The sequence below is a fragment of the Amycolatopsis sp. MJM2582 genome (assembly GCF_000754115.1).
GTDB classification, from domain to species: domain Bacteria; phylum Actinomycetota; class Actinomycetes; order Mycobacteriales; family Pseudonocardiaceae; genus Amycolatopsis; species Amycolatopsis japonica.
In genome coordinates, this window is sequence record NZ_JPLW01000003.1 from 522,907 (window position 1) to 548,521 (window position 25,615).

The 25,615-nt window shown below is 69.7% G+C and carries 26 protein-coding genes; 19 read left to right on the forward strand and 7 right to left on the reverse strand.

What is annotated here, in order from left to right:
* The first annotated feature begins 8 nt into the window (after positions 1 to 8).
* The 3 genes from ED92_RS21205 (at position 9) to ED92_RS21215 (ending at position 4,179) form a co-directional block, all read left to right on the forward strand.
* Positions 9 to 1,394 (forward strand): NAD(P)/FAD-dependent oxidoreductase, encoded by a 1,386-nt coding sequence (locus ED92_RS21205; RefSeq protein ID WP_037342503.1) that lies wholly within the window; start codon positions 9 to 11, stop codon positions 1,392 to 1,394.
* Positions 1,395 to 1,515: 121 nt separating this feature from the next.
* Complete coding sequence (locus ED92_RS21210) at positions 1,516 to 2,523, forward strand: alpha/beta fold hydrolase (RefSeq protein WP_081975879.1); 1,008 nt, start codon at positions 1,516 to 1,518, stop codon at positions 2,521 to 2,523.
* A 705-nt stretch (positions 2,524 to 3,228) separates the two neighbouring features.
* Positions 3,229 to 4,179, forward strand: a complete 951-nt coding sequence (locus ED92_RS21215; RefSeq protein WP_037341320.1) for an NAD(P)-dependent oxidoreductase — start codon at positions 3,229 to 3,231, stop codon at positions 4,177 to 4,179.
* 159 nt (positions 4,180 to 4,338) lie between these two features.
* Here the strand turns inward: ED92_RS21215 and ED92_RS21220 are convergent, their stop codons facing one another.
* The 4 genes from ED92_RS21220 to ED92_RS21235 all read right to left on the reverse strand — a co-directional run bounded on the left by ED92_RS21220 (position 4,339) and on the right by ED92_RS21235 (position 9,621).
* A complete protein-coding gene (locus tag ED92_RS21220; protein WP_037341322.1) occupies positions 4,339 to 5,037 on the reverse strand; it encodes a bifunctional 2-polyprenyl-6-hydroxyphenol methylase/3-demethylubiquinol 3-O-methyltransferase UbiG in 699 nt (232 codons plus the stop codon).
* A complete protein-coding gene (locus ED92_RS21225; protein ID WP_037341325.1) occupies positions 5,034 to 6,272 on the reverse strand; it encodes a glycosyltransferase in 1,239 nt (412 codons plus the stop codon). The genes ED92_RS21220 and ED92_RS21225 overlap by 4 nt, the downstream gene beginning before the upstream one ends.
* Positions 6,273 to 6,278: 6 nt before the next feature.
* Positions 6,279 to 8,279 (reverse strand): glycosyltransferase family 39 protein, encoded by a 2,001-nt coding sequence (locus ED92_RS21230; protein WP_037341327.1) that lies wholly within the window; start codon positions 8,277 to 8,279, stop codon positions 6,279 to 6,281.
* Between the two features lie 154 nt (positions 8,280 to 8,433).
* The gene (locus ED92_RS21235; protein WP_037341329.1) at positions 8,434 to 9,621 is read right to left on the reverse strand and encodes a cytochrome P450; all 1,188 of its coding nucleotides are present in this window, start codon (positions 9,619 to 9,621) and stop codon (positions 8,434 to 8,436) included.
* Positions 9,622 to 9,867: 246 nt separating this feature from the next.
* Between ED92_RS21235 and ED92_RS21240 the strand changes: the two genes are divergently transcribed.
* Complete coding sequence (locus ED92_RS21240) at positions 9,868 to 10,287, forward strand: enediyne antibiotic chromoprotein (RefSeq protein ID WP_037341331.1); 420 nt, start codon at positions 9,868 to 9,870, stop codon at positions 10,285 to 10,287.
* A 210-nt stretch (positions 10,288 to 10,497) separates the two neighbouring features.
* Here ED92_RS21240 and ED92_RS21245 read toward each other — a convergent pair whose 3' ends face one another.
* Genes ED92_RS21245 through ED92_RS21255 form a run of 3 tightly spaced genes read right to left on the reverse strand, consistent with a single transcriptional unit; the run spans position 10,498 to position 13,754 of the window.
* Positions 10,498 to 11,592: an LLM class flavin-dependent oxidoreductase gene (locus tag ED92_RS21245; RefSeq protein WP_037341333.1), complete on the reverse strand. Its 1,095-nt coding sequence runs from the start codon at positions 11,590 to 11,592 to the stop codon at positions 10,498 to 10,500.
* Positions 11,589 to 12,587, reverse strand: a complete 999-nt coding sequence (locus ED92_RS21250) for an acyl-CoA dehydrogenase family protein (protein WP_037341335.1) — start codon at positions 12,585 to 12,587, stop codon at positions 11,589 to 11,591. The genes ED92_RS21245 and ED92_RS21250 overlap by 4 nt, the downstream gene beginning before the upstream one ends.
* A 9-nt stretch (positions 12,588 to 12,596) precedes the next feature.
* Complete coding sequence (locus ED92_RS21255) at positions 12,597 to 13,754, reverse strand: acyl-CoA dehydrogenase family protein (RefSeq protein ID WP_037342507.1); 1,158 nt, start codon at positions 13,752 to 13,754, stop codon at positions 12,597 to 12,599.
* 167 nt (positions 13,755 to 13,921) lie between these two features.
* Here ED92_RS21255 and ED92_RS21260 point away from each other — a divergent pair, with 167 nt between their 5' ends.
* Genes ED92_RS21260 through ED92_RS21325 form a run of 15 tightly spaced genes read left to right on the forward strand, consistent with a single transcriptional unit; the run spans position 13,922 to position 25,608 of the window.
* Entirely contained in the window at positions 13,922 to 15,061 is a 1,140-nt protein-coding gene (locus ED92_RS21260; RefSeq protein WP_037341337.1) for a steroid 3-ketoacyl-CoA thiolase, read from the forward strand.
* Between the two features lie 2 nt (positions 15,062 to 15,063).
* Positions 15,064 to 16,275 carry a CaiB/BaiF CoA-transferase family protein gene (locus tag ED92_RS21265; RefSeq protein ID WP_037341339.1) on the forward strand — a complete coding sequence of 404 codons (1,212 nt, stop codon included), beginning with the start codon at positions 15,064 to 15,066 and terminating at the stop codon, positions 16,273 to 16,275.
* A gap of 37 nt (positions 16,276 to 16,312) precedes the next feature.
* Positions 16,313 to 17,053, forward strand: a complete 741-nt coding sequence (gene fabG, locus ED92_RS21270) for a 3-oxoacyl-[acyl-carrier-protein] reductase (RefSeq protein WP_016336899.1) — start codon at positions 16,313 to 16,315, stop codon at positions 17,051 to 17,053.
* The gene (locus tag ED92_RS21275; RefSeq protein ID WP_037341340.1) at positions 17,050 to 17,436 is read left to right on the forward strand and encodes a 3-hydroxyacyl-ACP dehydratase; all 387 of its coding nucleotides are present in this window, start codon (positions 17,050 to 17,052) and stop codon (positions 17,434 to 17,436) included. The genes fabG and ED92_RS21275 overlap by 4 nt, the downstream gene beginning before the upstream one ends.
* Positions 17,433 to 17,897, forward strand: coding sequence for a 3-hydroxyacyl-ACP dehydratase FabZ family protein (locus ED92_RS21280; RefSeq protein ID WP_037341342.1), 465 nt, complete (start codon positions 17,433 to 17,435; stop codon positions 17,895 to 17,897). Before ED92_RS21275 ends, ED92_RS21280 begins: the two co-directional genes overlap by 4 nt.
* A gap of 34 nt (positions 17,898 to 17,931) precedes the next feature.
* The gene (locus ED92_RS21285) at positions 17,932 to 18,186 is read left to right on the forward strand and encodes an acyl carrier protein (RefSeq protein ID WP_005155526.1); all 255 of its coding nucleotides are present in this window, start codon (positions 17,932 to 17,934) and stop codon (positions 18,184 to 18,186) included.
* 3 nt (positions 18,187 to 18,189) lie between these two features.
* Positions 18,190 to 19,392 (forward strand): beta-ketoacyl synthase, encoded by a 1,203-nt coding sequence (locus ED92_RS21290; protein WP_037341345.1) that lies wholly within the window; start codon positions 18,190 to 18,192, stop codon positions 19,390 to 19,392.
* Positions 19,389 to 20,501, forward strand: a complete 1,113-nt coding sequence (locus ED92_RS21295; RefSeq protein ID WP_037342508.1) for a beta-ketoacyl synthase N-terminal-like domain-containing protein — start codon at positions 19,389 to 19,391, stop codon at positions 20,499 to 20,501. The genes ED92_RS21290 and ED92_RS21295 overlap by 4 nt, the downstream gene beginning before the upstream one ends.
* Positions 20,479 to 21,594, forward strand: a complete 1,116-nt coding sequence (locus tag ED92_RS21300) for a beta-ketoacyl synthase N-terminal-like domain-containing protein (protein WP_037341347.1) — start codon at positions 20,479 to 20,481, stop codon at positions 21,592 to 21,594. The genes ED92_RS21295 and ED92_RS21300 overlap by 23 nt, the downstream gene beginning before the upstream one ends.
* Positions 21,591 to 22,424 carry a beta-ketoacyl synthase N-terminal-like domain-containing protein gene (locus ED92_RS21305; protein WP_037341349.1) on the forward strand — a complete coding sequence of 278 codons (834 nt, stop codon included), beginning with the start codon at positions 21,591 to 21,593 and terminating at the stop codon, positions 22,422 to 22,424. Before ED92_RS21300 ends, ED92_RS21305 begins: the two co-directional genes overlap by 4 nt.
* The gene (locus ED92_RS21310; RefSeq protein WP_037341351.1) at positions 22,421 to 23,218 is read left to right on the forward strand and encodes an alpha/beta fold hydrolase; all 798 of its coding nucleotides are present in this window, start codon (positions 22,421 to 22,423) and stop codon (positions 23,216 to 23,218) included. Before ED92_RS21305 ends, ED92_RS21310 begins: the two co-directional genes overlap by 4 nt.
* Entirely contained in the window at positions 23,215 to 24,135 is a 921-nt protein-coding gene (locus ED92_RS21315; protein ID WP_037341353.1) for a thioesterase family protein, read from the forward strand. The genes ED92_RS21310 and ED92_RS21315 overlap by 4 nt, the downstream gene beginning before the upstream one ends.
* The gene (locus tag ED92_RS21320; protein WP_037341355.1) at positions 24,132 to 24,764 is read left to right on the forward strand and encodes a 2-hydroxychromene-2-carboxylate isomerase; all 633 of its coding nucleotides are present in this window, start codon (positions 24,132 to 24,134) and stop codon (positions 24,762 to 24,764) included. Before ED92_RS21315 ends, ED92_RS21320 begins: the two co-directional genes overlap by 4 nt.
* On the forward strand, positions 24,761 to 24,883 hold the full coding sequence (locus ED92_RS43665; RefSeq protein WP_255355367.1) for a hypothetical protein: 123 nt from the start codon (positions 24,761 to 24,763) through the stop codon (positions 24,881 to 24,883). The genes ED92_RS21320 and ED92_RS43665 overlap by 4 nt, the downstream gene beginning before the upstream one ends.
* On the forward strand, positions 24,880 to 25,608 hold the full coding sequence (locus ED92_RS21325) for a class II aldolase/adducin family protein (RefSeq protein WP_037341357.1): 729 nt from the start codon (positions 24,880 to 24,882) through the stop codon (positions 25,606 to 25,608). Before ED92_RS43665 ends, ED92_RS21325 begins: the two co-directional genes overlap by 4 nt.
* The last annotated feature ends 7 nt before the right edge of the window (positions 25,609 to 25,615 follow it).

Sequence of the window (25,615 nt, forward strand, 5' to 3'; positions counted from 1 at the left end):
CCATGGTCATGAACGAACCCGTCGGCAAACGCGCGGTGGTGATCGGCGGCAGCGTCGCCGGCACCCTGGCGGCGAGAGTGCTTTCCGAGTTCTATCGCGAGGTAGTGGTCGTCGACCGCGACGAGGTGCTGGGCGTGGACAAACCGCGGCGCGGCACCCCGCACACCTGGCACGCGCACGGACTGCACGCGCGCGGCTACTTCATCCTCGAAGAGCTGTTCCCGAACCTGCTCGGCGAACTGCGGGACTCCGGGATCCCGGTCGGCGATCTCGCGCGGATGAAGTGGTACTTCAACGGGAAGCAGGTCGAACCGGCCGACAGCGGCCTGCCGTCGATCACCGCGCTGCGCCCGGTGCTGGAACATCATCTGCGCATGCGCACCGCGGCGCTGCCGAACGTCACCTACCGCGAACGCACCGACGTCCACGGCCTGCTCGCCACGCGTGCGGGCAACCGGATCGTCGGGGTCCGCGTGCAGGCGCGCGACGGCTCGGCGGAGGAACGGCTCGGCGCGGACCTGGTCGTCGACGCCTCCGGCCGCGGTTCGCGGACACCGGTGTGGCTGGAGGAGCTGGGCTTCGAGCGACCGTCCGAGGAACGCGTGAAGATCGGGCTGGCCTACACCACGCGGATGTTCCGCAAACGGCCGGAGATGTTCGACGGCTGGCAGTCGATCAACCCGGTCGCCTCGCCCGAGCATCCGCGGGGCGCGTTCTTCGGGCAGGTGAACGAGAACGAGTGCATCCTTTCGCTCACCGGGATCCTCGGCGACCACCCGCCGACCGACGCGCGCGGCTACCTCGACTACGTGAAGTCGTTGCCCGCCCCGGAAATCTACGAAGCGGTGAAGGACGCGCAGCCGTTGATCGAGCCGGTGACGTTCAAGTTCCCGGCGAGCTCGCGGCGGCGCTACGAACGGCTCAAGCGGTTCCCGGAGCGGCTGTTCGTGCTCGGTGACGCGTTCTGCAGCTTCAACCCGGTGTACGGCCAGGGAATGACCGTCGCGTCGATGGAGGCGATGGCGCTGCGAGCACATCTTTCGCGACGGTCCGAACCGGACTCGCGGCGGTTCCTGCGGGAGATCGGCAAGGTCGTCGACAACCCGTGGGAGATCTCGACCAGCGGCGACCTCGACTTCCCCGGCGCGGAAGGGAAACGGACGCTCAAAGTCAAGATGGGCAACGCGTACATGGCGAAACTCCAGTACGCGGCGACGGTCGATCCGGACATCACGGCGGCGTTCATGCGCGTGGCCGGGCTGATCGATCCGCCGACCGCGCTGATGAAACCGGGCCTGATGCTGAAGGTGCTGCGGGCCAACCGGCGACGTCCGGCCCCTCGGGCGACGGTGACCGAGCTGCCGCGTGCCGACCGGGAATCGCGCGCTGCCTGAATAACCTCGTGAGTGGCAAGGACGGTTAGAACCGTCCTTGCCACTCACGAGGTTTCTTTCTTTTCCTCCGCAACAAGCGAGATGCGTCTGTCGGCCCTTCCGGCTGATCATTGAGGTGTCAATGACCATTTCCCTGGCGGTGGGAGAGAAATTCATGCGCAAGTTCAAGAAGGTCATGACCGCGCTGGCCGCGGTCGCGGCGGTGGTACTGCTGGGGGGAACGGCGACAGGGGCGGCGGCGAACACGGGGTGGAGACAATCGGACGCCGCGCTCGCCCGCTCCCTGCCGGGCGGGTTCCAAAGCTCCTACGCCGACGTCAACGGTGTCCGCCTGCATTACGTCGCCGGGGGATCCGGCAGCCCGGTGGTGCTGCTTCCCGGCTGGCCGCAGACCTGGTGGGCGTTCCACAAGGTGATGCCGGCGCTGGCCGAGCACCATCGCGTGATCGCCGTCGACCTGCGGGGGATGGGCGGCTCGTCGAAGCCGCAGTCGGGCTACGACAAGGAGACGCTGGCCGCCGACATCCACGCGCTGCTCGCCAAGCTCGGGTACGCGAAGGCGGATCTGGTCGGCCACGACATCGGCGCGATGGTCGCGCACAGCTACGGGATCAAATACCCGCAGGCGGTCGGGAAACTGGCGCTGATGGACGTGGTCGCGCCCGACAAGAGCCTCTACCAGCTGCCTTTGCTGCCCAGCGCGCCCGGCCAGTTCTCGCCGTGGTGGTGGACGTTCAACCAGCTGCAAGGCCTGCCGGAGCAGCTCGTCTCCGGCCGCTCGCGGTACGTCGTGGACACGATGATCGATCAGCTCTCGGTGGTGCCGTCGGCGGTCGACGACTTCGACCGGAACGTCTACGCGCGGGCCTACTACACGCGTGAGGCCGTCCGGGCCGGGAACGGGTGGTACCGGACGCTGAACCAGGACATCGCGGCCGGCTCGGCGTACGGGAAGCTGACCATGCCGGTGCTGGGCCTCGCCGGGGAGTTCAACCACCAGTACTTCGTCCAGGTGATGCCGTCGAAGGCGGTGGATCCGCAGGTGGTCAAGATCGCCGGGGCCGGGCATTACCTTTCCGAGGAACAGCCCGCTCAGGTCATCGGCGCGCTGACGAAGTTCCTGGGCTGAAACCGAAGGCCACGTGGCTTGCGTCGACCTCGGACGGGTCTTGAGCCCGGCCATGCCCCAGTGTCCACTGTGGTCACCTCTCGGCGGCTGAATGTCCGATTAATGACGACATGGGCGATTATTTCGAGGGGTCGTGAGTGGTAAAGGTCGTTCTAACCCTCTTTGCCACTCACGACCCCCACCTACAACTGGGCGCAGTGCCCAAATCGGGCAACGCGATCCAGACTGACGTCCCTTGTGGACAGTCGTGCCCCGGTCCGCTACCGGTGACCTTATCCGGCTTGACTGATCAGACCGGCATCCGCTAAAGATCACCTTGAGTCACATGGTAGTGGGTTCTATTGAGCGGCAAGGCAAAGTGGCGTGGTCGCGGACGGGTCGCTGGTGGGGTGAAGGCTCCCTTCGCCGCGTCTGATGCAGTGAAGGGAGCCTTCATCCCGGTCACTCACCCGCGCCGTCCACCTCGCCTCCGGCGTCCGTGTCGCGAAAGCTGGGCATCGGTGGCAAGCTGCGCGCCGAAGACTCCATCACGCCACCTTTGACGTTTCCCTCAATATCAACTCAAGCGATGTGGCATCGGGCTGAAACCGCCTCCCGATACTGCCTTTCGGGGCAGTATTGGAGGCGTCCGGGAAGAGCCGCCGATGGGATTCTGCGAAAAGGAAAGTCCTGGAATTCCCAGCCTATCGGGAAAAGGTGGCTAAAATGAAGGTTGGTGTTACCGGTGGCACCGGGTTCATCGGGCGCTACGTCTGCGAGGAGCTCGCCGCACGAGGGCATACGCCGGTCGTGTTCGACCATCGTGGCGAGGGGGACGGCGGGCCGTGGGAGGTCATGCTGGGCGACATCCGCGACGCGACGGCGCTGACCGAGCTCGCCGCGCACTGCGACGGGATCATCCACCTGGCGGCCGTGCTGGGCACCCAGGAGACGATCACCAATCCGCGGCCCGCGGTGGAGACCAACGTCATGGGCGGCCTGAACTTCCTCGAGGCCGTCGCCCAGTACGACCTGCCCGGTGTGTACATCTGCGTCGGCAACCACTGGATGAACAACAGCTATTCGATTTCCAAGACGACGGTCGAGCGGTTCGTCCGCATGTTCAACGCCGACCGCAGCACCCGCGTGAACTGCGTCCGCGCGGTGAACGCCTACGGCCCGCGCCAGAAGGCCGCGCCGCCGTTCGCCGCGGGGAAGGTCCGCAAGATCACCCCGGCGCTGATCTGCCGGGCGCTGTCCGGGATGCCGGTGGAGCTCTACGGCGGCGGACGGCAGATCTCGGACATGGTGTGGGTCGGCGACGTCGCCCGCACGCTGGTGGCGTCCCTGGAGGCCGCCGCCGAGGGCCGGGTGCTGGAGAACACGGTCGAGATCGGGCCGGCCGAGTCGGTCACCATCCGCGAGGTGGCGGAGCTGGTGATCGACCTGTGCGAGCAGCGCGGGCACTCGCGGGTGGGCATCACCGACCTGCCGATGCGGCCCGGTGAGACGCCGAACACGCCGGTCACGGCCGACGTCTCGACCCTGCTTTCCGTCGGCATCGAGCCGGAATCCCTTGTCACGCTGGAAGAAGGCATGGCGAAGACGGTGGACTGGTACCTCGAGCACCGCGGTACCGCCTGGGACGTCCCGGGGCCCGGTCTTCGCGTCGCCTGAGCGCCTGGCCAGTCCGTGAAGGCCTCCTTGAGGGACCCTGGGTCCCTCAAGGAGGCCTTCACGGACGCCGGCACCAATCCCCGACACCGGAAGCGCGTGAAGGCCCCCTTCCCTCGGCTCAGCCGCGGAAAGGGGGCCTTCACGCGCGAAAGCGAACCGTCAGGGCTTATGCGCCTTCAGGATCAGCGAAACACCGCGCCGCGAGCGGGTCGGCAGGTAGCGCTCGGCCGTGACGATCGCGGTCAGGGCCCGGTTGACCAGCCAGGGCGTGTGCTCGTTGAGTTCGTTGCCGCGCGCCGTGCGCCGCCGCAGTGCCACCACCGGCCGCAGCAGGACGTTCCAGCTCCACAGCTCCTCGACGACGAAGCCGGCGTCCTCCATGACCTTCCGCAGCGAAGCCCGGTCGTACCGCCGCACATGGTGCACCGCGACGTCGTGCGCCGACCACAGGTCCATTCCGGACGGGACGCTGATCAGCGCGGAGCCGCCGGGCCGCAGCACCCGGAACAGCTCCGCGGCGGCCTGGTCGTCCTCCTGGATGTGTTCGAGGATTTCGAAAGCCACCACCAGATCGAACGACGAGGACGGCAGCGGCAGGTCACGGGCGTCGGCGTGGATCGCGTCGAGACCGCGTGAGCGCGCGATCTCGACGGCGTTCTCGTCGTAGTCCGTGGCGACGACGTCCCAGCCGCGCGAGCGCAGCACCCGCGTGTTGCCGCCGCCCGCCGCGCCGATGTCGAGCGCGCGGCCGGGCGGCCCGAGCCGCTTGAGTTCGTCGGCGAGCAGGTGCCGCTTTTCCCGGAACCACCAGTGGCGGTCCTCCATCTCGGTGATCCGGGCGACGTCCTCCGTCTTCACCGGCTCTCCTTCCGATGCCGGGCGAACACCCAGCGGTCGAGGGCCACGAACCGCAGCAGCGTCATCAGCCCGTAGGCGACGATGAGCACGAGCAGTTCGACGACCGGCCCCGAGCCGGGGGCCATGAGATGCAGCCCGGTCACGGCCAGCGTGGTCAGCAGATACGTGGTGGCGAACAGGATCGCGGCCCGCGTGTGCAGGCCGAGCCGGTGCCCGCCGCCGCGGTTGAACGTCCAGCGCCGGTTCGCCTCGGTGTTGGCCACCCCGACGAGCACCAGCGCGACCAGGTTCGCCCCCGCCGGCGTCAGCGGGACACGCAACGGGAGATACAGAAGCGTGTACAGCACTGTCGAAATGACACCGATCACCGCGAACCCGAGGAATTTCGCAAGGGTCGCTGCCCGCGGCTCGGCGAGCACGGCGTCCGGATGGGTGGCGCGCAACTGCGGGATCTCCGGCACGTCCACCCGTCCTTTCCCGGCGGCGATCGCCCGGCCCACGCGGACCAGGCCCTTCAGGTTCCCCATCGCGGTCTGGGTGACCTTGACCCGCGAATCGACGTCCTCGACCCAGTCCAGCGGCACCTCGTGCACCCGCAGGCCGTTGTGCTCGGCCAGCATCAGCATCTCGGTGTCGAAGAACCAGTGGTCGTCCTCGACCGCCTCCAGCAGCCCGGTCACCGCGTCGCGCCGGGCCGCCTTGAAACCGGCCGAGGTGTCCGTGCTGCGCAGCCCGAACACGTGCCGCGTGATCGCGTTGTAGGTACGGGACACGATCTCGCGTTTGAGGCTGCGGCGGATCCGCGAGCCGCGGCCGAGCCTGGTCCCGATGGTGATCTCGCAGTGCCCGCTGACCAGCGGTGCGATCAGGGGGAGCAGGCTTTCCAGTCCGGTCGAGAGATCGACGTCCATGTAGGCGACGATGTCGGCGGTACTCGACCCCCACGTCGCCTTGATCGCCGCGCCCCGGCCGCGGACCGGGATCCGCCGCGCGGAGATGCGCGGATTCCCCTCGGCCAGCCCGGTGGCGATCTCCCAGGTCCGGTCGGTGCTGCCGTTGTCGGCGATGGTGATCGACCAGGGGAACGGGAAGTCGTCGCCGAGGAACGCGCTCAGCGTGGTGATGCAGCCCAGCAGGGCGCGTTCCTCGTTGAGCACCGGGATCACGATCTCGACGGTCGCCGTCGTGCGGCTTCCCGGTGCGACGCGGGGTGCCGCGGTGAGTTCAGCCGTCATGGCGCATCACGCTCCCGGCTTGCAGTCGAACAGGGCGGAGGTGAAGCCCATCCACGGGTTGGCGGTGTAGGCGGGCGGCGGGATCCGCACGCAGTTGCGCACCACCCAGTCCTTGCGGGCCAGCGCCGTCGGGCTGTCGTAGGCGAACCCGCCGAACAGGACGTACCTCAGCTGTCCACTGTGGACGGCGTCGGCGAGCCCGTCGGCGGTCGGCATCGGCATGGTGCCGACGAAACCGCCCATCGGCATCACGGACAGGCCCGCCCGGATGTAGGGCGAGGCACCGGTGCCGCCGACCGTCGCCACATCGAAGCGCTCGCCGCGTTTGTTGGCCTTGAGGAAGCCGAGAAGCTTCGGGTCGGCGTCGGACGGCATCATCTGGAACATGATCGGCGGGGGCAGCGGCATGGCCTGCCCGCCGGACGCGCCGGGCTTCGGGCCGCCCGCCATCAGCTTGGTCAGGTCGATGCCGGTCGAGAGCGCGTTCGGGTTCGGCCCGGCGAGGGGGTTGAAGTTCTGGAACATCGCCGTGCGGGGATCCGTCGGCGGGTGGAAGGCGGGCGCCGCCCAGGCGACCGGCCCGGCCAGCAGCGCGACCCCGGCCACGGCGCCGGTCACGACGGCGAACTTCCCGGTGCGGCGCACGAGCACCAGCACCGCGGCGGCGACGGCGGCGATCGCGATTACGGGCCGCAGCCACGGCACGTAATCGCTGGAACGGTTCATCAGCACGAACGCCCAGGCGCCGGTGGCGAGCAGACCGACCGGCAGCGCCCACGTGAAGCGGCGATCCGTCCAGGAGAGGTGCAGGCCGGCGCCGGCGATCGCGGCGATGGCGGGTGCCAGGATGCTCGTGTAGTACGGGTGGATGCTCTGCGAGAAGCTGAGTGCCCCGGCGAAGAGGACGAGCCAGCCACCCCACAGCAGCCAGCCCGCGCGTGCCTTGTCGGTGCGCGGCGCGCGGCCCGCGGCGACCAGGCCGACGACGAGCAGCAGCACGGCCAGCGGCAGCAGCCACGAGATCTGGCCGCCGATCAGGTCGTTGAACAACCGGAAGACGCCGGTGTCGCCGCCCTGGTCGACCGGCGTGACCTTGCCGTCGGGCAGGACGGGCAGCTCGGCGGAATTCCCGGCCTTCGCGGCGTCCGTGCGGTCGAAGAGGTTGTAGGACCAGACCATCTGCCACACGGAGTTCGACGTGCTGCCGTCCATGTACGGGCGGGAGCCCGCGGGGGTCAGCCCGACGATCAGCATCCAGATCGACGAAACCGCGGCGGTGACCGCTCCGGCGCCGAGCAGATGCACCACCCTGCGTCCCGGCGAGGCCGGGGCGGCGACGAGGTAGACGATCCCGAGCACCGGGAGGATGGCCAGTGCCATGGCGAGTTTGATGTGGAAGCCGAGTCCGACGAGCGCGGCGGTGAGCAGCAGCCAGCGCGGGGACGCCTTCTCCAGCGCGCGCCAGAAGGCGTAGGTCGCCACGAGCAGCGTCAGGATCAGCGTCGAGTCGGGCAGGTTGACCCGGGTGCCCGCGATCGTGATCGGGGTCGCGGCGAGCAGCACCGCGGCCAGTGCCGCGGGCGCGTGCCCGGCCCACCGGCGTACGAGCACGAACAACACGTACACCGAGACGGCTCCGGCGATGACGCCGGGCAGCAGCAGCGCCCACGTCTCGTAACCGAAGACACGGACGGAAAGCGCCTGCAGCCAGAGCGCGCCGGGTGCCTTGTCGACGCTCATGAACCCGGCGGGATCGTAGGCGCCGTAAAGGAAGTTGTGCCAGTTCGCGGCCATGCTGCGCACCGCGGCGGCATACGCGTAGTGCGCGGCGTTCCCGCCGATACCCCACCCGTAGGCGACGCCGGCGACGAGCGCGCTCAGGACGGCGATGCGCTTGGCGGCCAGTGCCGACAACCCCGTCTTGGTCTTCTTCTTCGGCGTCCGCGCGGTCGGGGCTGCGGCCCGTGGCGGGACGCTCGTGACCGGGGTGCCTAGGTCTTGGGACACGTTCTACTCCCTTCCCAGGAATAGGAGATGACGCGGCTCACGGACGTGAGATACGCACCGCGAATTCGTGATCGTCTCGAAAAGTGTCGCACCACGGTTTCGCGCGCGTCTTATCCCAGCCTGCTGGTTTGAGCGATCAGTCCTTTGAGGACAGTCATCGGCGAAGGCGGACGGGAAGGGCTTCGAGGCCGTGCATCACCATGCTGACGCGCCAGCGGAGACTTTCCGCGGGGACGGCCGCGCGCAGTTCCGGGAACCGGGTGAGCAGCGCGGACAGCGCGATCCCGCCTTCGAGCCGGGCCATCGGCGCGCCGAGACAATGGTGGATTCCGTGTCCGAAGGCGAGCTGGGGGTTGTCCGCGCGGTCGAGCGCCAAGGCGTCCGCGCCGGGGAATCGAGCGGGGTCGCGATTGGCGGCCAGCAACGACACGATGACCAGCGAACCGGCCGGGATCGTCACGCCGCCGAGCTCGATTTCCTCGTTGGCGTAACGCATCGCCGCGTGTACCGGGCTCTCGTAGCGCAGGAATTCCTCGACCGCGGCGGGCATCCCGTCCGGGTTCGCGCGCAACGCGGCGAGCTGCGCCGGATTCTCGAGCAGCGCGAGGGTGGCGTTGCCGATGAGATGGACGGTGGTCTCGTGCCCGGCGATGAGCAGGAGGAAGACCATCGACGTCAGCTCGTGTTCGGTGAGCCGGTCGTCGCCGTCGTGCACCGTGACGAGCGCGGAAAGCAGGTCCGTGCCGGGATTCGCGCGCTTCTCGGCGAGGAGTTTCCTGACATAGCGCAGCATCTCGGCGGCGGCCGCGTCGAGTTCGTCGACGGGCAGCGCGCTGGCGGTGAGGATCTCGGTCCAGCCGTGGAAGGCGCCCGCCTCGTCCTCCGGCACGCCGAGCATCTCCGTGAGGATGCGGATCGGCAGCGGGAGGGCGAGCGCCTTGATCAGGTCGACCTCGTCGAAATCGGCCACGGCGTCGAGGAGTTCGGCCGTGATGGCCTCGATTCTGGGGCGCAGCTGGGCGATCCGGCGCACGGTGAACGCGGCGGACACCAGCTTCCTGAGTCTGGTGTGATCCGGTGGATCGAGGTTCAGCATATGCGTGTTCATGCCGAGCCGGACGTCCTCGGACAGCCCGCGCCGATCGCCGACGGCGCCGGTGCGGCCGCTCAGCCCGGGATGCGCGAGCGCCTGGCGGACCTCGGCGTAGCCGCTCACCAGCCAGCCGGCGGTACCGGAGGAGAGGGTGATCCTGCGGACCGGGCCGCTTTCGCGCAGTGCGGCGTAGGCGGCGTGCCTTTCTGGCGCGCCCCCGAACAGGAAATCGGAGCTGGAAGAGGTCACCGAATCAGGTTCCCGTGCGCGCCCTCGCGCCTTCTTCTCCTGACTTGCCCGCCGCCTATGAATTACGCACGAAGCGCGCGAGTTTATTGCACCTTTTTTCTTACGGCCTACTCGAAAACTGCTCGAAGAAATGGTTGACGATCTACGTTCGATGATCGTAACGTTGTTACCAGGACGCCGGGGGGCAACGGAACCCGCGCCTGGTGAAGTCGGAAAATTCCCAGCAATGAATCGGAGTTGATTACTGTGTCCGCAAAGCTTGCCGCCAAGTTCGCCGGTTCCGCCATCGCCGCCCTCGGCCTGATGGCCGTCGTCGCGCCGGGTGCCTCGGCCGCCGCGGCCGTGACGGTCACGCCGTCGTCGGGGCTCTCGGACGGTGCGGTGGTCCAGGTGACCGGAACCGGGCTGACGCCGGGCGCGACCTATCGCGTCGGCGAATGCGCCCAGGACGCGGCGGGGCAATTCCCTTGCAGCCCTTCGCAGCAGTCGCTGGTCGCTGACGCGGCCGGCAAGATCTCGGCCTCGGTCACGGTGCGGAAGAACTTCACCGGCGTGCTGCCCGACGGCAGCAGCTACGGCGCGGTGGACTGCACGGCCATCACCTGCGTCGTCGGCCTCGGTGACGCCGCCGGCAACGGCGGCGGCGTGATCATCAGCTTCAGCTGACGCTGACGCGAAAGCGGCGATGAAGGAATTGGGACGTCGCGTGTCCCAATTCCTTCATCGCCGGGTAAGCCTACTTCAGATGTCGCAAACGCGGAACTCGCGTGATTGGAGGCGCATCTCGCGTGATCGAAGGCGGAACACACGAGTTGCGCCGCCAATCACGCGAGTTCCGGCTTCAATCACGCGAATCACGCCGACGAGCACGGAACTTCAGAGTGTTTCCGCGAGAAGCCCCCGCTTGCGCAACAGCGGCATGACGCCTTCGCCGAAGGTGTAGGCCTCTTCGAGATGCGGCTGCGCGGAAAGGATCAGGTGGTCGAGGCCGAGGGCGTGGTACTCCTCGATCCGTTCGGCCACTTCCTCGTGGCTGCCCACCAGCGCCGTGCCGACGCCGGGGCGCACCAGGCCGTAGCCCGCCCAGACGTTGGGGTGGATCTCCAGCGAGTCGGTGCGGCCGGCGTGCAGGGCCGCCATCCGCCGCTGGCCCTCGGATTCGGTGGCGGCGAAACGTTCCTGCGCCTGCCGGATCCGGGCCGGGTCCATCCCCGCGAGCAGCTGGTCGGCCACCTTCCAGGCTTCGGCCGAGGTGTCGCGGCTGATCACGTGGAATCGCGTGCCGAAGCGCAGCGAACGCCCCAGTGCTTCCGCGCGTTCCCGCGACCGGGCGAGGTGCGAGGCCATGGCCGACGGCGTTTCGCCCCACATCAGCAGCACGTCCGCCTGCGCGGCCGCGACCTCCAGCGCGGCCGACGAAGAACCGCCGAGGAACAGGGTCGGCCGCACCGGATGCGGCCGCGCGACCATCCCGGCCTGCAACGTGTAATGCGTGCCGGAGAAGTCGAAGCGCGAACCCGGCCAAGCCTGCCGGAAGACGTCCATGAATTCGCCGGTGCGCGCGTACCGCTGGTCGTGGTCGAGCCAGTCGCCGTAGCGGCGCTGTTCGTCGGGGTCCCCGCCGGTCACGATGTTCAGCAGCAGCCGCGAACCGGAGACGCGCTGGAAGGTCGCCGCGGTCTGCGCGGCCAGCAGCGGCGAGATGAACCCCGGCCGCAGCGCGATCATGAATTTCACCGACCGCGTCGCACCCACGAGCGCCGATGCGACGACCCACGGGTCCTCGCAGAACAACCCGAACGGCGTGAGCATCCCGGTGAACCCGAAGCGGTCCGCGGCGAGCGCGACCTGGGTCAGGTATTCGAGGTCCGGTTCGCGGCGGGCGCCGGGGGCCGCGACACCGTCGGCGGTCTTGGCGACCTCCCGTCCGTCGCCGTGCGACGGCAGGAACCAGTGCAGTTGCAGGCTCATGAGTGCTCCCCGAACAGTGAGTGCGCGATCGCTTCCAACGGTCCCGGGGCGAGTTCCGCCTCCAGCCACAGCGCGCGCCGGAACCAGCGGTGCAGCGGGAATTCCCAGGTGACGCCCATTCCGCCGCAGACCTGGATCGCCGTCTCGCAGACGGTGATCGCCGCGCGGCCCGCGGCGTGGGCGGCGCACGCGACCGCTTCCGCGGTGGGGGCGGCAGCGGCGCGGTAGGCCAGCGACCGCGCGAGCTCGACCTCGGCGTACCCGTCGGCGAGCTGCTGGCTCACCGCCTGGAACGAACCGATGGGGCGCTCGAACTGCGACCGCGTCTTCGCGTGGTCGACGGCGATCGCCAGCGCCCGGTCGGCGACGCCGATGGCCTCGCCCGCCAGCAGCGTGGTCGCCCGGCTCCGGATCGCAATGAGCAGCGGTGCGGCGGAAGGCGGCCCGACCAGCAGCCTGCCCTCGGCGCCGGCCAGCGCGACGTCCGACGTCGCCCGGAGCGGATCTACGCCGTCGCGCGCGGAAATCGAAGCGGCAGCGGGACTGACACCGAACAGCGCCACCCCGGCCGGAGTGCGAGCCGCGACCACGAGCTCGGCGGCGACGTCGGCGTGCAGGACGGCCTGCACCGCGCCGTCCAGCCGCCAGCTGTCGTCGCGACGGGTCGCGCGGCAGGTGCCGGAGCCGTCGGCGAGCGTCGCCGGGCCCGGCTGTTCGACGCCGGCCGTCTGGTACACCGGCAGTGCGAGCCCGGCGGTGGCGAACCAGGGGACCGGATGCAGGGCGCGCCCGCCTTCTTCGGCCAGCAGGACGAGTTCGGCCAGGCCGAGGTCCGGATCCAGCCAGCCTTGCCGGACCAGCTCCGGCCAGGCGGCGAGGTCCTGCCCGCCGTCGTCGGCCAGCGACGCGATCCGCTCGAAGCCGTACGTGTCCTCGAGGTAGGTGCGGGCGGCGGCCTTGAGCCCGGCTTGATCCTCGGTCAACGCGAAGTCCATCGGTCGCCCCTAACGTGATTTCGGCAGGCCGAGGACCCGCTCCGCGACGATCCCGCGAAGGATCTCCGACGTCCCGCCCTCGATGCTGTTGGCCCGGCTGCGCAACCGCTGGTGCTGCCAGTAGCCGCCCCAGAAGGCGTCGGCCCCGTCGGCCGCCGCGCCCGTGCCCAGCAGCCGCAGGGCGAGCGCGCTCACCCGCTGGTTCGCCTGCGACCAGCGCAGTTTCAGGATCGAGCTCTCCGGTCCCGGCTCGCCGGTCCGCTCCATCGCGGCCAGCGCGCGGTAGCCGGTGAACCGCAGGCCCTGCAGGTCGACGTACAGCTCGGCGATCTCGGCACGGACCCGGGGGTCGGTGCCGCCGCCGCACGCCTTGGCGGTCTTGACCAGCCTGTCGAGCTGCACGGCCAGCCGGGCGGTGAGGGTGATGCCGAACGTGCCGCGTTCGTGCGCGAGGGTGGTCAGCGCGACCCGCCAGCCCTGTCCTGGTTCACCGAGTACGCAGTGGTCGGGGATTTCGACGCCGTTCAGCAGGATCTGGTTGAAGTCGGTGTCGCCGGAAAGCTGACGCAGCGGCCGCACCTCGACACCGGGTGCGCGCATGTCGAGCAGGAAACAGGTCAGGCCGCGGTGTTTGGCCGCGTCCGGATCGGTGCGGGCGAGCAGCAGGCAATGGTCGGCCAAATGGGCGTAGGAGGACCAGACCTTTTCGCCGTCGACGACGTAGCCGCCGTCGACGCGGCGGGCCCGGGTGCGCACCGAGGCGAGATCCGAACCGGCGTCCGGCTCGGAAAAGCCCTGGCAGAAGATCGTTTCCCCGGAAAGGATCCGGGGGAGGTGCTCGGCCTTCTGCGCGTCCGTTCCATAGTGGACGATCGCGGGGCCGACCATGCCGAGGCCGATCACCCCGGCGTGGTCCGGCGCCTCGGCCAGTGCGCTCTCCTCGGCGTAGATCGCTTGGTACGACGGGGAAAGGCCGCGTCCGCCGTGTTCGGCGGGCCAGGTCAGACCGGCGTATCCGGCCGCGTGCAACGCCTTGCTCCAGGCGCGCAGTTCGTCGGCGGACCACGTACGAGGCGCGCTCGGCGTGGCTTCGGGTAACTGTTCGGCGAGCCAGGCTTTCAGGCCCGCCCGGAATGCCGCTTGATCTTCGCTGTCGTCCAGCCGCATGTACGCACCATAGCCAGCGCCGATGATCGTGAGGGGGTACGCGAACCATTCCCGCAACTACGGAGAACCCCCGGTCGGCACCGCAATCCGAGAGACGTTCCCCCGTCGTGGGCCGCACCACGATGGTGGAGCCGGGCACCGCGTCCGGTGGAGAGGCAGGTACCCGCGTGGCCGCGCTGAACGACCGGACCCCGGTCATCGTCTCCGCCGTCCGCACCCCGCTCGGCAAACGCGGTGGGGTGCTCGCCGGGCTCAAGGCCGTCGAGCTGATGCGGCACGTCCAGCTGGAGGTCATCGCCCGCGCCGGCATCGAACCCGGCGACGTCGAGCAGATCATCGGCGGCTGCGTGACCCAGTCCGGCGAGCAGAGCCTCAACGTCACCCGCAACGCCTGGCTCAACTCCGGCCACGACCCGGCCGTCGGTTGCTCCACAGTGGACGTTTCCTGTGGCTCGGCCCAGCAGGCCAACCACCTGATCTCCGCGCTGATCGCCGCGGACGCCATCGACACCGGGATCGCCTGCGGTGTCGAGTCGATGAGCCGGGTGCCGATCGGGACGAACCTCTACCAGGGACCAGGGCACTACAAGACTTCCGACTACCCGTGGGAAGACCCGCCGAAGGCACAGTTCGGCGGCGCCGAGCGGATCGCCGCGCGGGAGGGCATCGGCCGCGCGGACGCCGACGACTACGGCCTCCTTTCCCAGCAGCGGGCGGCGCGAGCGTGGGCGGAAGGCCGGTTCGATCGCGAGGTCTCCCCGGTCGGTTCGGTCACCCGCGACGAAGGCGTCCGCGACACCACGCTCGAAGGGCTCGCCGCGTTGCGCCCCAACGTCGAGGGGGCCGTGCACACCGCCGGATCGACTTCGCAGATCTCCGACGGGGCGGCCGCCATCCTCTGGATGTCGTACGGGAAAGCCCGCGCGCTGGGCTTGACCCCGCGGGCGCGGCTGGTCGGCCAGGTCGTCACCGGCGCGGATCCGTACTACCTGCTCGACGGGCCCGTGGTCGCCACCGAACGGGTGCTGCGCAAGACCGGTCGCCGACTGTCCGATGTGGACATCTGCGAGGTGAACGAGGCGTTCGCCGGGGTGGTGCTGAACTGGGCCAAGGCGCACGGAGCGGACATCGACCGCGTCAACGTCAACGGCGGCGCCATCGCGCTCGGCCACCCCCTCGGCGCGACCGGGACCCGGCTGCTGGTGACGGCACTGCACGAACTCGAACGCACCGACACTTCGACCGCGCTGATCACCATGTGCTGCGGCGGTTCACTCGGCACCGCCTCACTGCTGGAAAGGCTTTGACCATGCGCGAAGAAGACTTCTTCCGCCGGGCGCGCGCCGGTTCGGTCGGCCCGCTGGAAGGTGTGCGCGTCCTGGACGTGACCAAGGTCTGGTCCGGCCCGCTCGCCACCTGTGTCATGGCGGACATGGGGGCGGACGTCGTCCGCGTCGAGCTCGCCGACGGCCACGACGGCGAGGTGCCGCCGAACATCCCCGGCACCGGTCTGTCGTGGTTCCGGGAAACCGTGCACCGCAACAAACGCAGCGCGGGCCTGGATCTGCGTGACGACGCCGACCGCGCCCGGTTCCTGGAACTGGTGGCGCACGCGGACATCGTGGTCGAGAACTACAAACCCGGGACGCTCGACGGCTGGGGCGCCGGCTACGAGGCCTGCCGCGCGGCGCGCGAGGACATCGTGTTCGTGTCGGTGTCCGGTTTCGGGCAGTACGGCCCGAAATCGCATCTGCCCGCCTACGATCCCGCGATCCAGGCCGCGGCGGGCTGGATGTCGCTCAACGGTATTCCCGAAGGCCCGCCGGTGCGTGCGCCGACGTTCCTCGCCGACGAACTGGCGGGCCTGCACGCGGCGATCGGCGGCCTCGCCGCGCTGACACACCGGAACCGGACCGGCGAGGGACAGCACGTCGACGTGTCCATGGTGGACTGTCTGCTCGCCAGCAGCAGCGGATTGCCGACGCTGGCGGCGACGGGCGCTCCGCCGCAGAGGGTCGGCAACGAGACGGATTTCGTCGTCCCGGCCAACGTCTACGCGTGCGCCGACGGCCATCTGTACCTCGCCGTCGCCATCAACCGGCATTGGCGCGCGCTCGCCGAGATCATCGGCAGGCCGGAGCTCGGCCGCGCCGAGGGATTCGGCACGGCGCCCGAACGGCTGGCCAATCGGGACGCGGTCAACGCGATCGTCGCGGGCTGGTGCGCGGGACGTCCACTGGCCGAGGCGCTCGAAGTGCTGAACGGTCGCGGTCTCGTCGCCGCACCGGTGCGCACGCTCACCGAAGCCGTCGCCGACGAACACGTCAAGGCGCGGGCGATGTTGCAGGAAACGGTGCTGAGCAACGGATCCGTCGCACCGATCGTCGGGCCCGCGGTGAAGTTCTCCCGTACTCCGACGAAGGTCCGTCGTGGTGCGCCGCGACCGGGCGCGGATACCGAAGAAGTGCTTTCGGAGCTCGCGGCAAACGATGAGAAGAACAGTTTGCGCCGCGCTTCATAAAATGAAAACAAAGTGTGCTGGAAAACGAGGAGGCGTCGTGGCGGAGCACCACCGGGCCCTGATCACCGGGGCTTCACGAGGGATCGGCCGGGCCGTGGCGCTGCGGCTGGCCCAGGAGGGCTACGCCGTCGCCGGCTGTTTTTCGAAAGCGAGTGCGGCGTCGGCGGAAACCGAAGAGGACATCGCCGCGATCGGCGTTCCCTCCTATTTCGCGGAATGCGATGTCACCGATTCCGAAGCCGTCGAGCGATTCGTGAAGGACGCCGAAGAGAAGCTCGGCACGATCGATCTGCTGGTCAACAACGCCGGTATCACCAAGGACAGCCCGCTGGTGCTCGCCAACGCCGAGGACTGGCACGCGGTGCTCGACACGAATCTCACCGGCACCTGGAACTTCTGTCGCGCCATGGCCTTCCGGTTCATGAAGAACCGCGGCGGCGTCGTGGTCAACATGTCCTCGGTCGCCGGCGTCTACGGCCACGCGGGCCAGACCGCCTACTCCGCCAGCAAGGCCGGGATCATCGGCTTCAGCAAGTCGCTGGCCAAGGAGGTCGCAGGGCACGGCGTGCGGGTCAACGTCGTCGCGCCCGGTTTCATCGAGACCGACATGACCGGCGCCCTCGGCGACAAGCAGCGCGCCAAGGCGCTGACCCAGATCCCGGTCAAGCGGTTCGGCACCGGGGAGGACGTCGCCGAACTGGTCGCGTTCCTGGTCTCCGACCGCGCCTCCTACATCACCGGACAGGTGCTGCAGGTCGACGGGGGGATCACGCTGTGACCGGGCTTCCCGACTACGCCGCACCGTTGCGGGCGGTCGACCTGCTGGACGTCCGTGCGTGTGGGGACGACCTCGAACTTCTCGCCCAGATCACCGTGGACGGCAAGGAACCCAACCTGCGCGGGCATTTTCCCGGCCAGGCCGTGTACCCCGGCATCTTCGTCATCGAAACGCTGGAGCAGGCGATGCGCGAGGCCGCGAACGCCCGGCTGCGCACCGTCCGGTCCGTCCGCTTCCTCGCCCCGGTGCTCGACGGCGACCGCATGGTCCTCACGGCCACCGCGAAGCGCACCGAGGACGGCTGGGACGTCACCGGGAAGGCCGCCCTCGGCGAGACGACGACGGCGAAGATCCGGGCGACCTTCGAGGAGGACGCGGAATGACCGAGCATCACGACATCCGGGTCCTGCTCCCGCAGCGGTATCCGCTGCTGCTGGTCGACCGAGTGCTGGAGCTGGTCCCCGGCGAGTCGATCGTGACGATCAAGGCGGTCACCGGCACCGAGCCGTGCTACGCGGGGATTCCCGACGGCGCGCCGGCCAGCCGGTACGACTACCCGAAGTCGCTGATGATCGAGTCGTTCGGGCAGAGCGCCGCGCTGCTCTGGCTCGACGGCCGCGCGCCGGTCGAGGACGACGACACGACGTTGATGTTCATCGGTGCCCGTGACTATCGGTTCACGGGTGCCGCCCGCCCTGGTGACGTGCTCCGCCACGAGGTCCGCCTGGAGTCGGTGCTGGCCGACACGGCCTTCGCCACCGGCCGGACCTGGGCCGGGGATCGCCTGATCGCCACCGTCACCACCCTGACCGCGACGCGGCGCCCTGTGCGGCCCGCGGCGTGAGAACCGCACGGGACAACGAAACCGGAGGATCGTCATGACGCAGACCGACACCCAGCTCGAGGAGCTCCGCGAGCTGGTCGCCGAGGTGCTCGAGCTCGAGCCCGAGGAACTCGAGGACAACGGGGACTTCATCGACGACTACGAGGCCGACTCCCTGCGCGCCATCGAGATCCTCGCCCGGATCGACAAGCAGTACAAGATCGAGATCCCGCAGGCCGAACTGCCCGAGCTGCGCACGCTCAAGGCGGTCAACGACGCCCTGATCCGGCACTCCGTCAAGAAGGGATGAACCGTGGCCCGCGTTGTCGTTACCGGGGTCGGCCCGGTGTCGAGCATCGGGATCGGGATCGCCGCGTTCGCCGAGGCGCTCCGCACCGGCCGATCCGGGATCTCGCCCATCACCAGCTTCGACCCGGCCGGGTTCCCGCACCGGAACGCGGGTGAGGTCCAGACCTTCGATCCGGGTGCCCAGCTCCGCCGGGTCGACCCGGCGAGCTGGGGCCGGTCCAGCCAGTTCGCGGCGAGCGCCGCGCGGCTGGCGGTGGCCGACGCCCGGCTCGACCTGACGTCGGTGTCGCCGGGGCGTGCCCACGCGATCATGGGCACCACCAGTGGTGAGTCCGCGGTCGCGGAGGCGCTCACCGAACAGATCATCGACGGCGGATTCGCCGCGCAGGACCCGGCCCTGCTGACCCAGCTGCCCGCCAACCGGCTGGCGAACGCGGTCAGCGAGGAACTGGAGCTCTCCGGGGAGTCGCTGACCATCGCGACCGCCTGCTCGGCGAGCAACTACGCGATCGGCTACGCCTACGACCTGCTGGCCGGTGGCGAGGCCGACGTCGTCTTCGCCGGCGGCGCCGATTCGGTGTGCCGCTGGGCGCACGCCGGTTTCTACCGGCTCGGCGCGCTGGCGAAGGACGCCTGCACCCCGTTCGACAAGGACCGCGCCGGCATCCTCACCGGCGAGGGCGGCGCCGTGCTCGCACTGGAGACCTTGGAGCACGCCACGAAACGGGGCGCCACGATCTACGCGGAACTGCTCGGGTACGGCGTCAACTGCGACGCCATCCACCCGGTCACGCCGGACGCGCCGACGGTCGCGGAATGCATGCGCATCGCGCACCGCAATTCCGGGATCTCACCGTCCGATGTGGACTACATCTGCGCGCACGGCACCGGCACGCAGGTGAACGACCTGGTCGAGAGCAAGGCGGTGCTCGAAGTGTTCGGCGAGCGGCCGCCGCCGATCAGCTCGATCAAGTCGATGCTCGGCCACACCATGGGCGCGGCCTGCGGGTTCGGGGCGATCGCCTCGACCATCGCGATCGACCGCGGATTCCTGCCGCCCACGGTCAACTGGACCACCGAAGACCCGGAACTGGGCGTCGACCCGGTGCCGAACGCGGCCCGGCAGGCGAACGTGCGGGTGGTCCAGAACGACGGTTTCGCCTTCGGTGGCAACAACGCCATCGTGATGTTGGGAGCGCCAGAATGAGCGGTGTGGTGGTGACCGGCTGGAGCGCGCTGACCTCCGCGGGCGTCGGCGTGGACGCGCTGGCGAAGCGGCTCGAACTGGCCGAGGCCGGTCAAGTCCATAAGGGCCAGGAGATCGGCGATCTCTACGAAGAGCCGTTACCCGCGGAGAATGGGCACTTCCTGCCGAGTTTCAGCCCGCGGGAACATCTGGGACGCAAGGGAACCAGCACCTTCGACCGGGCCACCGGGCTCGCCGTGGTGTGCTGCCAGGAGGCGCTGCGCGAGGCCGGGGTCACCCTCGACGACGAGGTCCGGCCGCGGATCGGTGTGGTGCTCGGGACTTCGCTGGGCAGCTTCAAGTCCACCAGCGACTACACGCGCGAGACCCTCGTGCAGGAGAAGCCGTACCTGGTCAACCCGATGCTGTTCCCGAACACGGTGATGAACTGCGCCGCCGGGCAGGTCGCGATCCGGTTCGGCCTGCGCGGGGTGAACACCACCATCGCGGGCGGCACCCTCGGTTTCCTGAACGCCCTGCGCTACGCCGGCAACGCCATCGACCGCGGCCATGTCGACGTCGTGGTCGCCGGCGCGGTGGAAGAGTTCACGCCGCACCGCGCGTGGTCGACACAGTTGACCGGGGCGACCGAGGTCGTCGCCGCCGGTGAGGCGGCCGGGATGTTCGTGCTCGCCAAGGAAGACACGCCGGAATGGGCGGGCACGCGGCAGCGCGCCGGAGTCCTCGCGGTCACCACGGCGTACGGGCCGGGCGGTGGGGACGCCGCCGAGACCGCGCTCGCCGGATGTGTGCACCGGGTGCTGGCGAAGGCGGGCGCGGATCCATCCGAAGTGTCCACTGTGTACACCGGCGAGGCCGACGACGATGACCGGCGTGAGTACGGCCCGATCGTCCGGGCACTCGGCCACCGTCCGGAGCGGGTCATGGTCAAACGGCTGTTCGGCGAATGCGACGCGGCTTCGGGCGCGGTGGCGCTGGGCGTCCTGCTCGCCGAAGAGCGCGATGCCCGGCCCGGCGGGCTTTGCCTGCTCACCGCGCGGGGCGCGGACGGCGCTGTCGGCGCCGCCATCGTGAGGAGGTACGCCGATGGCGGTCCTGATCGCGGGTAGCGCGGTGCGCACCTGCCTTGGTTCGGGAGCGGAGACGTTCGAGGGCCTGCTTCGCGGCGCCTGCGGCGTCTCACCGCTCCGATACGGCGATCCGGAAAAGCTGAATGTCGCCTACGGCTACCACGCCGACCTGGCCGACGAGCCGTTCCGCGCGGGACGGCTTCTCGCCGAGTGCCTGAAGGAAGCCGTCGCACAGTCCGGTGTGGACACCGCCACCCAGCGGGTCGCCGTCCTCGTCGGCACGGGACTGCGTGAGCTGTCCGCGGTGGAACGGCTGGCGCTCACCGGGGAGACCGTGCCCGCCGATCGGCTGGACTTCGCCGACGTCGTGGCCGCGGCACTGCCCGGCGTCACGGACGTGACCACCGTCGTCAACGCGTGCAGCGCGGGCGGCCACGTGCTCGCGCTCGCGCAGGACCTGCTGGAACTGGGCGAATGCGACGCCGTCGTGGTCGCCGCCGCCGACGCGATGACGCGGTCGATGCTCGCCATGATCGGCCGGGTGGCCGAGGAACCGACCGAGCGGGTGCGCCCGTTCGATCGCGACCGCACCGGCGTGCTCCTCGGCGAGGGCGCGGCGGTGCTCGTCGTCGTGCCCGAGACCTGGGCGGGCCAGGCGCTCGGCAAGGTCACCGCGACCGGCCTCTCCTGCGACGCCTACCACGCCACGGCGCCGGACATCGAGGGCATCGCCCGCGCGATGTCCGACGCCTACACGCGTGCGGGCCGCATACCGTCCGATGTGGACGTGGTGGTGGCGCACGCGACCGGTACCGCGCTCAACGACCCGGTCGAATGCGAGGCGCTGCGCAAGGTCGTCCTCGGTGGCGGTGGGAACCCGTTCGTCACCGCGGTCAAGGGGGCCACTGGGCACACCTCCGGCAGCGCCGCACTGGTCAATGTGGACGTCGCGCTGCGGATCTTCGCCTCCGGTGAGGTGCCCGCGGTCACCGGCCTTTCCGAGCCGCTCGACGAGGCGACCGGACTGCGCCTGGTCATCGGCGAAGCGGTCGCCGCACGGCCGGAGCTGGTGCAGGTCAACGCGTTCGGCTTCGGCGGGGTCAACGCCGTCACACTGCTGGAGCGGGCATGACCGGCCGCGAGAGGGAGACCCGCCTGCTCCTCACGGGCTGGAGCCTGCACCTGCCGGGGATCGCGGAGTTCGACGGCGCGCCGCCGGAGAAGGCCGCCACCGTACTCGGACGGAAAGGCCTGCTGTACAAGGAACCTTCGACCCGCCTGGCGTTGTGCGCGGTCCATCGCGCCCTCGGCTGGGAACCGGGGCAGCGGGCCACCGGGCCGATCGAAACCGGCACCGCGGTGGTCGCGTGCAGCAACCTCGGCAACGTCGAGACGGTCGCGAAGGTCACGCGCGCGGTCGACGCGGAAGGCGGCCGGGCGGTGAGCGTGCTCGACGCGCCCAACGTCTCGCCGAACGTCGTGGCCAGCACGGTCGCACTGTGGTTCGGCTTCGGCGGGCCGAACCTGATGCTGTGTTCCGGCAGCACGGCCGGGCACGCCGGCCTGCGGATGGCGAGCCTGCTGCTGCGCTCCGGCCGGGCCACGCGGGTGGTGCTCGTCGGGGCCGAGCCCGACGACGAGATCGCCTCGATCCTGCACGACGGGCCGCTGCGCGCGGGGAGCGCGTGCGCGATCCTCGAACCCTGGCGCGAAAACTCCGGGCACGTCGTGGTCGACGTCGCCCCAAGCGAGGCCGTGCGGCGCACGGTCGGCCCCGATGGCTTCGACGTCAAGGAACGATGGGGCGACTTCTACGGCGCGCACGGGGTCGTGGAGCTCGCGCTCGCCGCCCACCTCGCCGTCACGGAAGGCGAAGGCCGCGTGGGCATCGGCCCGCGGCGTCCGGACGGCGGGCCGTCGGTCACCGTCACCGAGTACAGCGATGAGATGGGGTTCCGGTGAACGGTTCGGCGGTGAAGGCGCACACGATCGCGCCCGGCAGGCCCGGTGCGCCGCTGGTGCTGTTCGCGCACGGGATGGAAGGCCACTGGAAGAGCTGGACGCCACTGGCCGCGCATCTCGATCAGGGCTACCGGATCGTTTCGCTGGAGCTGCCGTGGAAGGCGGGCAACGACTTCCGCTGGCGCAACCGCTCCTTCGGCAAATGGCTCGGCGACGGACTGGACATGGTCGGCGCCACCCCGGACGTCCTCGTGGCGCATTCGTTCGGCGCCAACGCCGCGCTGGAGCTGATGTGCGCGCTCGACCCGCGCGTCGGTTCGTCGGTGGCGTTGTTCTGCCCCTTCTACCGCCTGCCCCGTTACGAGGTGACCTGGCGGATGTTCGAACGCTCCCGCGAGACGTTCACCGCCCACGTCGGCGAGGGTGTCCGCGCCCGGCTCGGCAAACGAGCGGCCTCGCTGGACCCCGAGGTCGTCGACGGCATGGTGAAGATAGCGCTGAACCGGGCCGGCCCGCTCGGCTTCGCGGCGGTGTTCGACCGCTACGCCGCGAGCGCCGACCTCCAGCTCGGCAACGTCGAGATCCCGACGAAGGTGCTGGTCGGCGGCCTGGACCCGACGCTGCCCGCCGAATCCGCGCGCGCCCTCGCCGACGGTATGCCGGGCGCGACGCTGCACACGCTCGACCGCGGTGACCACTTCTTCCACGTCCGCTACGCCCGGTACGCCGCGGCCGAGGTGACCGGCCTCGTCGAAGACGTCCGGACCCTTCCGAAGGTAGGTGAACTCCGATGACCGCAGTCCTGCGGCCAAGCCGGACCGTCACGCACGGCCGCCCCGCGTTCGAGGGCGCCAACATCCGCACCTGGATCGGTTTCAAGCACTTCATGTACCTGGTCGAGCAGGGTGTCCTGCAGTGGCTGCGAGACCAGGGCACGAGCGCGCGCGACCTCTTCCTGGAGCACGGTCTCGGCGCGGAGATCGTGGACTGCTCGGTGCAGCTGCCCGCGGTGCTGGAACTCGACGACGAGGTCGAGGTCGAGGTCACGCCCGGCCGCGGCGACAAGCTGAACGTCCAGCTCTCGGTGGTCCGCGGCGGCGAGAAGGTCACCGTGCTGCGCGGCAAGGTCACCCTCGCACTCGTCCGCGAGCGGGCCGCCGACACCCGGGCCGCCGCTCCGGAGGCCTTGGCGCACCTGGAGGTCCCGGCGCTGGAGTCCACTGTGGAGCGGCTGGCGATTCCCAGCGGGGAGACCGCCGAATCAGTGCTGACAGCGTCGCCTGGCGCGTTCCTGTGGTCGTGGCGTGCCCCGTACTTCTATTGCCACTACTCCGACCGCGTCCAGCACTCCGGGTTCGTCCGGACGCTGGAGGAGGTCGTCGACCGGTACCTGGCCGACCGCGGTATTTCCGTCGGCCGCATGCTGTCCGAACGCGCCTGGATCCCGGTCGTCTCCCGCGCCCGCGTGCGGCTGCTGGAGGACGCGCGGATGGAGGAGACGGTGCACACCGTCTTCACCGTCACCGACATCCTGCGCGGCGTCATGTTCGACGGCCGCATGGACTGCTATGTCCAACGTGGACAGGAGCTCGTCCCGGTCGCCACCGCCCAGATCCTGCACGGCTACGCCATCGCGGCCGGGCCGGGCGCGGGCGGCATGGCCGAACTGGACGAGGGTGTCGTGCACGCGCTGATCGGGGACCGGACGTGAGCCGGCCCGCCAAGCTGTACTTCTCGCTGCGCAGCCCGTACAGCTGGCTCGCGATCAACAAGCTGCGCGACGAGATGCCCGGCGCTCTCGAACAGCTGGAGTGCTACCCGTACTGGGATCCGGACACGGTGACCGGCGCCGGCCTCGACGAGCGCGGCGGCGAGTTCCACTACGTGCAGATGAGCCGCGCGAAGCATCTGTACATGCTGATGGACACCAAACGGATCGCCGAGGCGCAGGGCCGCAAGATGGCCTGGCCGATCGACATCGAGCCGTGGTGGGAGCTGCCGCATCTGGCCTGGCTGCGGGCACGCCGCGAGGGCGTCGAGTGGCCGTTCTACGACGCGCTGAACGAGGCGCGCTGGGGCCGCGGTGACAACATCTGCGAGCCCGATGTCGTGCGGGCGGCGGCCGAGCAGGCCGGGCTCGATCCGGAGCTGGCCGTCGGCGCGGTCGACGACCCGGAGATCCGCGCCGAGGGCGTCGATTGCCTCTACCAGGCCTATCTCGACGACATCTTTGGCATCCCCTACTTCAAATGGGGCCGCCACCGCTACTGGGGATTCGACCGGCTGGACGGCTTCCTCGGGGTCTGGCGGCCGACGGTGCGAGAGGAGCGTGCGGCATGAGCGAGGACCAGGAAGCCACGGTCACCGAACTGCCCACCGATCAGTGGTACGGCGTGCCGTCCGAACTGCTGGACGAGGGCGCCGCCTACGACTGGGACAGTCCGGGCGGCTGCGGATGAGGACCGTCGAAGAGGAACGGCTCTACCGCAAACAACGGCTGGCGGCGACCATGCGGCTGTTCGCGGTACGCGGTTTCGACGAGGGCGCGGGCGGGCACGTGACCGCCCGCGATCCCGGCGACCCCGACCGGTTCTGGATCAATCCGTTCGGTGTCCACTTCGGACACGTGCGGGTCAGCGATCTGCTGCTGGTCGACAGCCGGGGCGAGATCGTCGAGGGCGACGGGCGGATCAACCCGGCCGGGTTCGTCATCCACTCGCACGTCCACGCCGCGCGGCCCGACGTCGTCGCGGTCGCGCACGCGCATTCCACCTACGGGCGCGCGTGGGCGGCGCTCGGCCGCAAACTCGACCCGATCACCCAGGACGCGTGCGCGTTCTACGAGGACCACGAGGTCTTCGACGAATTCGGCGGCGTGGTGCTGGATTCCGACGAGGGCAAACGGATCGCGGTCCGGCTCGGCACCGGCAAGGCGGTGATCCTGCGCAATCACGGGCTGCTCACGGTCGGCGGCACGGTGCAGGAGGCGGCCTGGTGGTTCACCACCATGGACAGCTCGTGTCACGTGCAGTTGCTCGCGGAGGCGGCCGGGAATCCGGTGAAGATCGAGCCCGAGGTCGCGCGGCACACCGCGTCGACCATCGGGACGCCGGGGATGGGGCGGCTCAACTTCCGGCCGTTGTACGCCGATCTGGTGCGGCGCCAACCGGATTTGCTCGACTGAGGGGAAG

What these genes read in the sequence shown, in the direction of transcription:
- ED92_RS21250 (WP_037341335.1), bottom strand. Translation starts at nt 12,587, where the DNA reads ATGGACTTCGCGTTGACCGAGGATCAAGCCGGGCTCAAGGCCGCCGCC.
- ED92_RS21205 (WP_037342503.1), top strand. Translation starts at nt 9, where the DNA reads ATGAACGAACCCGTCGGCAAACGCGCGGTGGTGATCGGCGGCAGCGTC.
- ED92_RS21325 (WP_037341357.1), top strand. Translation starts at nt 24,880, where the DNA reads ATGAGGACCGTCGAAGAGGAACGGCTCTACCGCAAACAACGGCTGGCG.
- ED92_RS21315 (WP_037341353.1), top strand. Translation starts at nt 23,215, where the DNA reads ATGACCGCAGTCCTGCGGCCAAGCCGGACCGTCACGCACGGCCGCCCC.
- ED92_RS21245 (WP_037341333.1), bottom strand. Translation starts at nt 11,592, where the DNA reads ATGAGCCTGCAACTGCACTGGTTCCTGCCGTCGCACGGCGACGGACGG.
- ED92_RS21285 (WP_005155526.1), top strand. Translation starts at nt 17,932, where the DNA reads ATGACGCAGACCGACACCCAGCTCGAGGAGCTCCGCGAGCTGGTCGCC.
- ED92_RS21265 (WP_037341339.1), top strand. Translation starts at nt 15,064, where the DNA reads ATGCGCGAAGAAGACTTCTTCCGCCGGGCGCGCGCCGGTTCGGTCGGC.
- ED92_RS21255 (WP_037342507.1), bottom strand. Translation starts at nt 13,754, where the DNA reads ATGCGGCTGGACGACAGCGAAGATCAAGCGGCATTCCGGGCGGGCCTG.
- ED92_RS21210 (WP_081975879.1), top strand. Translation starts at nt 1,516, where the DNA reads ATGACCATTTCCCTGGCGGTGGGAGAGAAATTCATGCGCAAGTTCAAG.
- ED92_RS21215 (WP_037341320.1), top strand. Translation starts at nt 3,229, where the DNA reads ATGAAGGTTGGTGTTACCGGTGGCACCGGGTTCATCGGGCGCTACGTC.
- ED92_RS21305 (WP_037341349.1), top strand. Translation starts at nt 21,591, where the DNA reads ATGACCGGCCGCGAGAGGGAGACCCGCCTGCTCCTCACGGGCTGGAGC.
- ED92_RS21300 (WP_037341347.1), top strand. Translation starts at nt 20,479, where the DNA reads ATGGCGGTCCTGATCGCGGGTAGCGCGGTGCGCACCTGCCTTGGTTCG.
- ED92_RS21280 (WP_037341342.1), top strand. Translation starts at nt 17,433, where the DNA reads ATGACCGAGCATCACGACATCCGGGTCCTGCTCCCGCAGCGGTATCCG.
- ED92_RS21295 (WP_037342508.1), top strand. Translation starts at nt 19,389, where the DNA reads ATGAGCGGTGTGGTGGTGACCGGCTGGAGCGCGCTGACCTCCGCGGGC.
- ED92_RS21225 (WP_037341325.1), bottom strand. Translation starts at nt 6,272, where the DNA reads ATGACGGCTGAACTCACCGCGGCACCCCGCGTCGCACCGGGAAGCCGC.
- ED92_RS43665 (WP_255355367.1), top strand. Translation starts at nt 24,761, where the DNA reads ATGAGCGAGGACCAGGAAGCCACGGTCACCGAACTGCCCACCGATCAG.